This window comes from Sphingomonas sp. CFBP 13603, assembly GCF_014892665.1.
GTDB lineage: Bacteria > Pseudomonadota > Alphaproteobacteria > Sphingomonadales > Sphingomonadaceae > Sphingomonas.
The window spans coordinates 367,315-379,096 of sequence record NZ_JADBIA010000004.1 but is presented as its reverse complement, the minus strand read 5'-3'; the positions used below and the strand labels follow the sequence as shown (position 1 = coordinate 379,096).

Sequence of the window (11,782 nt, the reverse complement as noted above, 5' to 3'; positions counted from 1 at the left end):
GGCGGGTCGATTTCTCCGAACAACAGGGGGTCAAGCAGGGTCAATGGTCGCTCCCAGTCTGTCGATGAATCCGGACATGACGGCCAGCGCGATTTGGGCATCGGCGGGGTCGACATGTTCGGCGGGGTTGTGGCTGATCCCGCCGCGGCAGCGGATGAAGAGCATGGCCGTCGGGCAGAGCGCGGCCATGACCATCGCGTCGTGACCTGCGCCGGAGACTAGGCGGCGGATCGGCTGGCCTGCGGCGGCGGTGGCGGCGTCGAGCAGGTCCATTAGGGCGGGGTCGCAGGGGCTGGCGGGGAGGTCGTGGATCAGGGTGATCGCTACGTCGAGGTTGCGGTTGGCGACATCGTCCCGCGCGCCGTTCCCCCGCGAAAGCGGGGGCCCAGGAGCCACGAACGGTATCGCCTGTAACCCTGGGGCCCCGCCTTCGCGGGGGAACGAGGAAGGGTAAGGGAACGGGAACGGGGAGGGGCGGGGTGTATCTTTGCCGGCGATCACACGGATGGTTTCGAGGATGTCTGCGGCGGCCTCGTCGCGTCGGGCCGCGTCCCCTGCGCGAACGTCGAGCGTGAACGTGACGCTACCAGGAATGACGTTCGCCGCGCCGGGGGATGCCTCGATCCGGCCGACCGTGGCGACGAGGTCGGAGGCCGCGGCTCCGGCGATCGTTTCGACCGCGAGGATCATCTCGGCCGCACCGGCGAGCGCGTCGCGGCGGAGCGGCATCGATGTGGTGCCGGCATGGCCCGCGGTGCCGGCGACGGTTATCTCGTAGCGGAGTTGCGCGGCGATGCCGGTGACCGTGCCGACGGCGATGCCTTCGGCTTCGAGCAGCGGGCCCTGTTCGATATGCGCTTCGAGATAGGCGAGCGTGGTGCCGGGCGCGCGGGCGGCGGTGAGGTACTTGGCGACGTCCAAGCCCATCTCGGCGAGCGCTTCGGCGACCGAGACGCCGTGCGCGTCGACCATGTCGAGCGCGGAGGCGTCAAGCGCGCCGGCGACAGCGCGGCTGGTCAGCATCGCGGCGGGGAAGCGTGAGCCTTCCTCGTCACCGAACGCGATCACCTCGATCGCGAAGGGCAGGCGGCGGCCCTGTAGCGCGGCGACGGCTTCGATCCCGAGCATGATGCCGAGCGGGCCGTCGTACCGCCCGCCGTCGCGGACGCTGTCGATATGGCTGGCGATGATCAGCGCGGGCGCGTCGGGGGCGGTTGCTTCGTAGCGCCCGATCAGGTTGGCGGCGGGGTCTATGCGGACCCGCATGCCGGCTTCGACCATCCATGCCCCCACGCGGTCGAGCGCGGCGCGATGGGCGGGGGTGAGATAGCCGCGGTAGAGGCTGTCCGGCAGGTCGCTATACGGCGCGATGCCGAGTTCGTCGCAGCGGGCGACGGCGCGGGCACCGCCGGGGGCGAGGGCGCTTACCACGCGGCCACGCCGCCATCGCTGCGGGGATCGGTCGCGCCTTCGAGCCGGCCATGGGCGTGGCGGACGATCGCGCCCGCGTGGCCCATCATTGCCGTCAGCGGGCCGACGCGTTCGATGTCGTGGCCGGCTACGGCGAGTGCTGCGTACAGGCCGTCAGGCAGGCCGTCCTCGATCTTGAGCGTCGTGCTCTGTTCGCCCCAGGTGCGGCCGAGCAGCCAGCGCGGCGCGTTGATCGCGGCCTGGAGATCGCTGCCGTACCGCGCGTAGCGGGTGAACAGCGCGGCCTGCGTCTGCGGCTGGCCTTCGCCGCCCATCGTGCCGTAGGCCATCGTCCGGCCGTCGTCGAAGCGGGCGAGCGCGGGGTTGAGCGTGTGGAACGGCTGGCGGCCGGGTCTCAGCGCGTTCCAGCCGCTCTCGGCGAGGCGGAACGAACTCCCGCGGTTCTGCCAGGTGATGCCGGTATCGGGCAGGACGAGCCCTGACCCTAACTCGAAATAGGTCGACTGGATCGCACTGACCACGCGGCCCTCGGCATCGGCAGCGCCGAACCAGCAGGTGTCGCCCCATTGCGGCGGCTGCGGCCAGGCGAGCGCGCGCGTCGGATCGATCCGTGCGGCCAGCGCATCGAGCGCGGCGGCATCGTCTAGCAACGCCTGCGGTTCGTCGGTCATGAAGCCGGGATCGCCGCAGTGACGGTCGCGCCAGAGGAACGCCTGCTTGGTCGCCTCGATCAGGCCGTGGATATGGTCGAAGCCATCACCGTCCGTCGCTGCGATCCGGTCGAAAAGAGCCAGGATTAACAGCGAGGCTATGCCCTGCGTCGGTGGCGCGGAGTTGTAGAGGCGCGCGCCGTCGATGCTGACGGTCAGCGGGGCGGGGCGGGTTGCGCGGTGGTTAGCGAGATCGTCGAGTCCGACCGGGCTGCCGAGCGCTGCGAGGTCGGCGGCGATCCTTGAGGCGAGTTCGCCGCGGTAGAAGTCGTCCAGCCCGTTCGCCGAGAGGCTGCGGAGGGTCTCCGCCAACAGCGGTTGGCGCAGGCGATCACCGGCGCGAAGGGGGCGGCCTTCGGGTTCGAAGATCGCGGCATAGGCACCGGGCTGTCTGCGGAGCTCGTCGCCTTTCGCGGCGGCGATCGCGGCACCGCCCGTGGTGACGGCGACGCCGGCCTCGGCATGGTCGATCGCGTCGCGCAGCAGGCGGTCGAGCGGCAGGGTGCCGCCGGTCTGCTCCAGCACCGCGGCCCATCCGGAGATCGTTCCTGCGACCGTATTCGCCGCCAGCGGGCCGCGGGTCGGCACCGCGTCGAGGCCGGTGTAGAGGGACAGGTCCGCCTTGGCCGCGGCGGCACCGCAGCCGTGGACCGCGCGAACCTCGCCGTCCGGTTCGGAGATCAGCCAGAATCCGTCGCCGCCGATCCCGGTCATGTGCGGATAGACCACCGCCAGCGTGGCTGCGACCGTAACCGCCGCCTCGACCGCGTTGCCGCCGTCACGCAACACGCCGAGGCCCGCGTCCGCCGCCAGGTGATGCGGCGCGGTCACCATGCCGTTCGCGCCGGTGATGGTGGCGAGCGGCATGTCAGTTGGGCAATGCCGCGACGAACGCGCGGACGACGTCGGCGGAGTTGACCGCGGCAAGTTCCATGAAGACCGTCATCTGGTTCGCGCCCGCATCGCCGCCGGCGAGATCGGAGAGGCTGCGGAAGACGATCACCGGGACGGCGTTGGCATAGGCGACCTGCGCCACCGCAGCGCTTTCCATGTCGAGCACGGGCGCCTTGTAGGTCTGCGACAGATAGGTGCGGAATTCGGCGTTGTCGGCATAGACGCCGGCGCTGACCCCGGTGCCGCCGACGACGATCTTGGGCGTTTCGGCGAGACAGCCGGGCGCTTTCGCATCCCCGGACACGCAACGGCGCAACTTGACGCCGGCGGCGACTTTCCGCGCCAGCGCAAGCATCGCCGGATCGACCGGGAAGGCATAATGACGACGCGCCGGCTCGGTCGCATTGCCGACGCGGACGCCGCGGGGGAACATCATGCCGTAGTTCTTCGGCGCGTCCGCATCGGTCGTCTCGGGCGGCGTCCAGCCCTCGCCGGCTTTCCTGGCGAACGAGACTTCGAGATATTGCGCCCAGTGTTCGGGAACGACGACGTCGCCGATCGACAGCGCCGGATCGACTCCGCCGGCAATTCCCGAGAACACGATCCGCCGCACCGTGAAGCGATCGAGGACGAGCTGCGTGTTCATCGCCGCGTTCACCATGCTGACGCCGCTCTGAATCAACAGCACGGGCTTGCCTGCCATCGTGCCGGTGAGGAACGTCAGGCCGTTGATCCTGTACGTCTTCGGCGTGTCGACGGAGTGCGCGAGCGATTCCCATTCCGGCGCGAACGCGGTCATCACGACGGTGCGCGGGGTGGTATCGAGCGGTTCGGCAACCGCGGGCGTGGCGACGATCGCGAGCAGGGCAAGGCAGAGTATCTTCATGCGGCGGCACTCATCCAGACGAAGCGAACGACGAACAGGCCGGCTAGCAGGAACAGGAACCAGTCCTTCCGCTCCGCCTGGCCGCGCAACAGTTTCAGCGCGGCGTGCGCGGTGATCCCGAAGGCGAGGCCGTTGGCGATCGAGAAGGTCAGCGGGATCATCGCCACGGTCAGGAAGGCGGGGATCGCCGACTGCGGGTCCTCCCACTGAACCTCAGTCAGCGGCAACAGCATGAGCCCGCCGACGATGATCAGCGCGGGCGCGGTCGCCGCGAGCGGCACGATCTGCGCATAGGGCGCGACGAACATCGTCAGGAGGAACAGGATGCCGGTGACGACCGCGGTCAGCCCGGTGCGCCCACCCTCCTGCACGCCTGCCGCGCTCTCGACATAGCTGGTGACGGTGCTGGTGCCTGCCATCGATCCGACGATCGTCGCCGCCGCATCGGCCATCAGGATGCGGTTGAGGCCGGGGATGCGGCCCGCGGCGTCCATCAGCCCGGCGCGTTTGGTGACCGCGACCAACGTCCCGATATTGTCGAACAGGTCGACGAACAGGAACACGAACAGGATCTCGAGCAGTCCGAGCCCGTGGCTGCCGGTCAGCCCGAACACGCCGGGCAGGTCGAGCGCGAACGCCGTGCCGGTGAGCGCCGACAGGCTGTAGGGCGCGGGCGTCACGGTGACCTGGCCGAAGATCCAGGCGACGAGCGTGGTCGCGACGATCCCGATCAGCATCGCCCCGCGAACCTTCCACACGCTCAGCGTGGCGATCAGGAGCAGACCGAACAGGGCCAGCGCCGCGCCGGGTGCCTTCAGGTCGCCGAGTGCCACGAAGGTCGCTGGGTTGGCGACGACGATGCCCGCGTTCTTCAGGCCGATGAAGCCGATGAACAGCCCGATCCCGCCAGCGACGGCGGCGAACAGGTGCATCGGGATGACGGCGACGATCAGCTGTCGCACGCCGGTCAGCGTCAGGATCAGGAACGCGACCCCCGACAGGAACACGCAGCCGAGCGCGACCGGCCACGGCACGCCCATCTGCTGCACGACGGTGAAGCTGAAATACGCGTTCAGCCCCATGCCGGGCGCGAGCGCCAGCGGCGTGTTGGCGACGAAGCCCATCAGGATCGAGCCGAAGGCCGCGGCAAAGCACGTCGCCGCCGCGACCGAGGCGATCGGCATGCCCGCCTGGCCGAGGATCGCGGGATTGACGAGCACGATATACGCCATCGTCAGGAAGGTGGTGAAGCCGGCCAGCACCTCGGTGCGCGCGGACGTGCCGCGTTCGGTCAGGCTGAAATACCGGTCGAGCCGACCCGTTGCTGCTGTCATGCGTCTTTTCCCCAAACCCCGGGCGGCGGAGACACTCCGATCACCCCCCTGTCTTCCAGCATGGCGGCGAAACGGAACAGCGTCGATTCTGCATTGCGCCGCCCGATCAGCTGAAGCCCTAGCGGTAATCGTCCCGGCCTTCGCAACGGCACGCTGAGCGAGGGAAGGCCGGTGAAGCTGATCGGCTGCGTGTGGATGCCGAGATCCGACCTTGCGGGTTTCAGCATGCCATCGATCGTAATGCGCGGATCGGAGACCAGTGGCGCCACGCACGGCGCGGCAGGGGCGAGCAGAACGTCATACTCCGAGACAAGATCGACGATCATCGCCTTGAACGACCTGCGAAAGTTTTGCGCGGCGTCGTAGAGCGCGCGGGGGATGAGCGCGCCGGCGAGGAGGCGGTCGCGTGTGGCGGGATCGAACGCCATCGCATCCTTTGCCAGCGCCGCGCGGTGCAGCGTGCCGCCCTCATAGGCCGTGATCAGAAACGCCGCGGACCGCGCTCGGGCGATGTCGGGCAGGTCGAGGACGACGGAGCCAAGCGCGATGTCGGCGATCGCCGCAAGTTGATCCGGATCCGCATTTTGCAGGAAGCGACCGCCCAATTGCGCGACGCGGAACTCTGGGTCGGGATCGTCAGCGGGGGCGCTCCCCCGCAGCACCTCCCATACGCGACGAAGGTCGGCGACCGAGGTCGTGAACGGGCCGATATTGTCGAAGCTCTCGGCAAACGGAAAAACGCCGCGCATTGGCAGGTCGTCATGCGTCGGTTTGAGCCCATAGACACCGGTCAGGCTGGCCGGCACCCGGATCGAGCCGTTGGTGTCCGAGCCGAGCGCGAAAGGCAGGACCCCGGCGGCGACCACTGCGGCCGATCCGCCCGACGATCCCCCTGCAAGCCGATCGAGATCGTGTGGATTGCGCGTCGTCCCATGCCGCGCGTTGATCGTCGCGAAGCCATAAGCGAACTCGTCCATGTTGAGCGTCGCGACCAGAACGGCCCCGGCCTCGCGCAGCCGGCAGATCGCTTCGGCATCGGCTTGGGCGGGTTCGGCGTCAGCGTAGATCGTCGAACCGGCGGTCGTCGGCAGGCCGGCGATGTCGAACAGGTCCTTCACGCCATACGGCACGCCCGCCAACGGGCCGGGATCCCGCCCCGCCGCGACGACGTCATCGATTTGCCGCGCCTCGTGACGCGCACGATCATGAAGGATGCGCGTGACCGCACCGAGGCGACGATCCTCGCTTTCCAGATCGGCGAGACAGCGTTCGACGACGGCACTCGCGGTGATCAGGCCTGCACGGACGTCGCGGGCGATTGCTACCGCGTCGATCATCGACCGGTCTCCCGGCTTCCGTCGCGTAAGTTGCGGGCATGTGTGTCGAGAAGGGCGAGGTTCGCGACGACGCCGGGCATGCACGCGTCCGGTATGGCCAGATCGATGCCCGCCGCCGCTAGCGAGATCTCGGCATCGGTGCGGGGAAGGGCGAGCGCATCCTTGTCGACGTGATCGGCCGATGTCCCTAGTGCCGCGGTGTTGGCGCGCCCGGCGCGTGGCGCGCCCGACAGGCAATGCATCACGTGCCGGACCCAGAGCAGGGTCATCGCCTATGTGCCTCAAGACGTGCCGAAATCGCCCTGGATCCGCCATCTCGCGGTGTTCGAGAGACGATTTGAAGGGGCGGCATGAGGGTGGGACGGGACATTGCAGGCATGATGCCCGGTTCGAACCGACCGATCCACCACATTGAACTGCGTGTATCGTTGCAAAAATGAGCGCACCCTTGCTCGCGAGCGGTGGAACGTTGCGACCCCGTCACCCTGATACGGACGATCGTGAAAAAATCTTCATCTGCGGTTGAGAACCAATATCAATAACTGCTAACGCCCGCTCGTGAATCGGGGGTGTATGCAGTCTGTAGTTCTAAACCGGTGCGCCGCGACGTGACCGTACGGCGCGCCCTGTTCCAGGTTCACTGGTTCCTCGGCATCACGGCCGGGTTCGTTCTCGCGCTGATGGGGGTCACGGGCGCCGGGATGGCGTTCGAGGACGAGATCATGGCGGCGCTCAGTCCCGGTGTCGTCAGAATCGCAGCGCCCACCGGACGTGCCAACGCTCTGTCTCCCGACGCGTTGGCCGCCGCCGCTGCCTATCAGCGCGATGGTGCGCGCGTGCAGGACGTGACGGTCGAGCGCGATCCGACGCGTGCCGCCGCAGTGCATTTCGCGCCCGAAAAGGGCCAGCGACTGGGCGATCGCAGCTATATCGATCCGCGTACCGGGGTGTTGTTGGGCAAGGCGACCGGCGCCGGCGTCTTCCGCACGATCGAGGATCTGCACCGTTGGCTGGCGCTGCCGGGTGCGGGCAACGGCGTCGGCCGGCAGATCACCGGGTTCTCGGCGATCGCGCTGATCTTCTTCGCGTTGTCGGGGTTGTACCTGCGCTGGCCACGCCATCCGCTCGACTGGCGTGCATGGTTCGTGCTCGAACTGCGCAAGACCGGGCGCAACCTGTACCGTGCGCTCCACGCGGTGATCGGCGGGTGGATGCTCGCCTTCTATCTGCTCAGCGCGCTGACCGGGCTGTGGTGGTCTTATGGCTGGTACCGCGAAGGCGTGCGGTATGCGCTGACCGGCAAGAGCGCGCCCGCCGAACGCCGCACCGCTGAACGCGGCAAGGACGATGCACCGACCAGCCCGTCGCTGCCGATGGGACCCGCCTGGGCGAGTTTCCTGCGCAGCGACGGCGCGCACTACGACCGCGTCGTCGTCACGCTGCCGACCGGGGACAAGCCAGTGAAGATGCGCGTCCTGCCGCAAGGCGCGCGGTTCGACCGGATGACCGACGAACTGCGCTTCGATGCCGCCACCGGCGCGCCGCTCAAGACGGATCGCTATGCCGACCGGAGCACCGGCGAGACGATCGCGACCAACATCTATCCGCTCCATACGGGGGCATTCTTCGGGCTGCCGGGGCGTATCGCGCTGTTCCTGACCAGCCTGACGATGCCGCTGTTCACGGTGACCGGGCTGCTGCTGTATCTCGCGCGCCGCCGCAGCAAGCGCGCGCTGGCGGCGGTCATGACGTCCGGACAGGCGCAGGACGGCACGGGCGTCCTCGTGGTCCATGCCTCGCAGACCGGCAGTGCGGAGCGGCTCGCCCGGCTGAGTGCCGCCGCGTTCCCGCAGGCGACGGTGCGCGCGATGGCGGCGGTGTCGCCGGCCGATCTGCGTGCAGCCGGCACCGTGCTGTTCGTGGTCGCGACCTATGGCGAGGGCGATGCCCCCGATCCGGCGCACGCGTTCGAGCGCTCGGTCATGGCGATGCCTGCCGATCTGTCGGGCGTCGACTATGCGTTGCTCGCGCTCGGCGACCGCGAATATGTCGATTTCTGCGCGTTCGGCCACCGCGTCGATGCGTGGCTGCATGCCAGCGGCGCGCGGCGGCTGTTCGACCTGGTCGAGCTCGACGGCGACGATCCCGACGGCGAGCGCCACTGGCAGCAACAGCTGCACGCGATCGGTGCCGATGCCGCACAGTCCGACTGGCAGCCCGCCGCCTATGCGCCGTGGCCGCTGGTCGAACGCACGCTGGTCAATCCGGGCAGCCCGGGTGCGCCGGTCTACCGCGTCGTCCTGGCCGCGCCGGCCGACGCCGACTGGACACCGGGCGCGATCGCAGAAATCCAGCCGCGCCACGATCCCGCGCGGATCGACCGCGTGCTCGCGGCCTGCGATGCGACCGACGATGCCGCGTTGCGCAACGCACTCGCCACCGCGATCCTGCCGGAGGATGGCATGGTCGATCCCGACGCGCTGAAACCGCTGCCGCACCGTGATTATTCGGTGGCATCGATCGCAGCGTCCGGGATGGTCGAGCTGCTCGTGCGGCAATGTCCTGCGGCGGATGGCGGGCTGGGGATCGGCTCGGGCTGGCTCACGAAGATCGCGGCGATCGGCGATCCGATCCCGGTTCGCATCCGCGCGAACCCCGGGTTCGCCGCGCCGGAAGACCCGGCCACGCCACTCGTACTCATCGGCAACGGGACCGGCCTTGCCGGGCTGATGGCACATCTGCGAAACCGTGCGCGGACCGGTGGCGGCGCCGCGTGGCTGTTCTACGGCGAACGCAGCGCAGGCCATGACCGGCCGTTCGCAGACGAACTCGACGGGCTGCTCGGCCGTGGGACGCTCGCCCGAATCGATCGCGCGTTCTCCCGCGACGCCGGGTGCGGTCGGTACGTCCAGCACCTGCTCTACGAGAACGCGTCCGGGATCGTCGACTGGGCCGACCGCGGCGCCGCGTTCTACGTCTGCGGCAGTCTCGCCGGGATGGCGAGCGAAGTCGATGCCGCACTCCGGGCGATCCTCGGCGACGATCGTGTCGAAACGATGATCGCCACCTCCTTGTACCGTCGGGATATCTATTGATGCACGTCCGTTACGCCTTGCTTGCCTCGAGTCTCCTTGCCGCGCTCGCACCTCTTTCAGCCGCGGCGCAGGACGGCTCGCTGCTCGACGAGATCCTGGTGACCGGGCGTCGCCACAGCGTCCGTCCCGAGCGGGCAGCCGGCGCCACCCGCACGCAGACCCGGATCGAGGATATCCCGCAGGCGATCCAGGTGATCCCGCGCGAAGTGATCGACGAACAGCAGATCACGCGGCTGGGCGATGCTGTCGCCAATGTGTCGAACGTCCAGCAGGGCGGCACGCAGGGCAATCGCTCGGAGCTGTTCATGGTGCGCGGGTTCGAGGTGAATTCCTACGCGATCGACGGCATCCTGCTCAGCCCCGCGCAGAACTTCACCGAGACGGTTCGCGATCTCGCCAACGTCGCGCAGGTCGAGGTGTTGAAGGGCCCTGCATCGGTGCTCTACGGGCGCGGCGAGCCGGGGGGCACGATCAACATCGTCACCCGCCGCCCTTCGCAGGATTTCGGGATCGAGGCGGCGGTGCAGGCCAATGATTTCGGCTTGCGGCGGGGACAGCTGTCGGTGACCGGGCCGCTCACCGACACGCTCGCTGCGCGCGTCAGCATGGCAGGGCAGAAGACCGGCAGCTTCCGCGATGACCAGGCGGACGGCGCCCGCGTCTTCTTCGCGCCGACGCTCGCATGGCGTCCCGGTACGAAGACGCGCGCCGATATCGACTATGATTACACCTATCAGACCAGCCCCGGCGACCGCGGCCTGGTCGTCGTCGGCAACACCGTCGCGGGCCCGGTCGGGCGCGGCTTCGGTGAGCCCTGGTCGAAGAACTACGGGCGCTCGCACACCATCCGCGGTCGCATCGAGCACGACGTCGCCGACTGGCTGACGCTGCGCCAGATCGTCTCGCGCCAGTCGGGGGACAGCGGGCGGACGGTCGCCGACTTCACGGGGCTCAGCACCGACGGGCTGTTCGTCCTGCGTCGCGGCGTGAAGCAGGTCCAGCAGGTTTCCGCGACCACCAGTCAGAGCGAGGCGCTGGTCCGCTTCCGCACCGGTCCGCTGGATCATCTGTTGCTCGCCGGCTTCGAGTATGTCGACGCACACCGCGACACCAGCGAAGCGCGTGCGACGCTGGCCCGCATCAGCATCGCCAATCCGGTGCAGGGCGCGCAACCCGGCGCATTCGTGCCGGCAAGGACGATCGCGGTCGATGCCCGCTACCGTGCAGGCTATGTCCAGGATCAGATCGGCATCGGCGACACGACCGACATCCTCGCGGGCGTACGCTGGGACGATGTCGACCAGACGACCGTCGACAACGGCGCCCGCACCGTCGAGAACGGCCGGCGCGCATCGCCGCGGCTTGGTCTGGTCTGGCATCCGCACCCGGTGCTCGCGATCTATGGCAACTGGTCGACCTCGTTCCGGCCACGTAGCGCCAGCATCTTCGGCGGCGGCTCTGCCCCGCCCGAAACTGGGCGCCAATACGAGGCCGGCATCAAGCTGACCCCGGCGGACGGCCGCCTGATCGCAACCGCCGCGGTGTTCGACATCACCAAGAACAACGTGTCGAGCGCCGATCCCGACAATAGCGGCTTCGTCGTTGTGACCGGGCAGCAGCGCGTGCGTGGTGCCGAGATCGACCTCAGCGGCGAGGTTCTGCCGGGCTGGCGGATGATCGCCAGCGCCGGCTATCTCGATGCGACGGTGACGCGCGACAGCGTGATCGCGGTCGGTAACCGTCTACGCGGCGTGCCCGAGTTCAGCGCGAGTGTGTGGACCACCTATCGGATCGCGCATGGCCCGCTGGCAGGTGTGATGCTGGGCGCGGGTGCGACGCGAGTCGGCGAGCGCGAGGGAGACCTTGCGAACACCTACAGGATTCCGGGCTATACGCGCGTCGACCTGACCGCCGACTACCGGATCGCGGACCGCTACCGCCTCGGCCTGATCGTCCGGAACGTCGCGGACACGTTCTACATCGAACAGCCGGTGGCGCGCACGACCAATTATCCGGGCGCACCCCGTACCGTATCGGTTCGCCTCGCGGTGGAGATCTAGCGACCTGCTGCGGCAGACGCCGCAGCTCGAATGGC

The 11,782-nt window shown here is 68.7% G+C and carries 8 protein-coding genes; 2 read left to right on the top strand and 6 right to left on the bottom strand.

Features of this window, described 5'->3' with window-relative positions; translation table 11 throughout:
• Window positions 1-30: 30 nt before the first annotated feature.
• Genes IFR23_RS09395 through IFR23_RS09370 form a run of 6 tightly spaced genes read right to left on the bottom strand, consistent with a single transcriptional unit; the run spans window position 31 to window position 6,861 of the window.
• The gene (locus IFR23_RS09395; protein WP_192975631.1) at window positions 31-1,431 is read right to left on the bottom strand and encodes a hydantoinase/carbamoylase family amidase; all 1,401 of its coding nucleotides are present in this window, start codon (window positions 1,429-1,431) and stop codon (window positions 31-33) included.
• Window positions 1,425-3,008, bottom strand: coding sequence for a gamma-glutamyltransferase family protein (locus IFR23_RS09390; RefSeq protein WP_192975630.1), 1,584 nt, complete (start codon window positions 3,006-3,008; stop codon window positions 1,425-1,427). Before IFR23_RS09390 ends, IFR23_RS09395 begins: the two co-directional genes overlap by 7 nt.
• Before the next feature lies 1 nt (window position 3,009).
• Window positions 3,010-3,921 carry a 5'-methylthioadenosine/S-adenosylhomocysteine nucleosidase gene (locus IFR23_RS09385; RefSeq protein ID WP_192975629.1) on the bottom strand — a complete coding sequence of 304 codons (912 nt, stop codon included), beginning with the start codon at window positions 3,919-3,921 and terminating at the stop codon, window positions 3,010-3,012.
• Complete coding sequence (locus IFR23_RS09380) at window positions 3,918-5,255, bottom strand: NCS2 family permease (RefSeq protein ID WP_192975628.1); 1,338 nt, start codon at window positions 5,253-5,255, stop codon at window positions 3,918-3,920. The genes IFR23_RS09385 and IFR23_RS09380 overlap by 4 nt, the downstream gene beginning before the upstream one ends.
• Window positions 5,252-6,592 (bottom strand): AtzE family amidohydrolase, encoded by a 1,341-nt coding sequence (locus IFR23_RS09375; protein WP_192975627.1) that lies wholly within the window; start codon window positions 6,590-6,592, stop codon window positions 5,252-5,254. The genes IFR23_RS09380 and IFR23_RS09375 overlap by 4 nt, the downstream gene beginning before the upstream one ends.
• Window positions 6,589-6,861 carry a hypothetical protein gene (locus IFR23_RS09370; protein WP_192975626.1) on the bottom strand — a complete coding sequence of 91 codons (273 nt, stop codon included), beginning with the start codon at window positions 6,859-6,861 and terminating at the stop codon, window positions 6,589-6,591. The genes IFR23_RS09375 and IFR23_RS09370 overlap by 4 nt, the downstream gene beginning before the upstream one ends.
• A gap of 339 nt (window positions 6,862-7,200) precedes the next feature.
• Here IFR23_RS09370 and IFR23_RS09365 point away from each other — a divergent pair, with 339 nt between their 5' ends.
• Both IFR23_RS09365 and IFR23_RS09360 read left to right on the top strand, forming a co-directional pair.
• Entirely contained in the window at window positions 7,201-9,687 is a 2,487-nt protein-coding gene (locus tag IFR23_RS09365) for a sulfite reductase flavoprotein subunit alpha (protein WP_342344917.1), read from the top strand.
• Entirely contained in the window at window positions 9,687-11,747 is a 2,061-nt protein-coding gene (locus tag IFR23_RS09360) for a TonB-dependent siderophore receptor (RefSeq protein ID WP_192975625.1), read from the top strand. The genes IFR23_RS09365 and IFR23_RS09360 overlap by 1 nt, the downstream gene beginning before the upstream one ends.
• The last annotated feature ends 35 nt before the right edge of the window (window positions 11,748-11,782 follow it).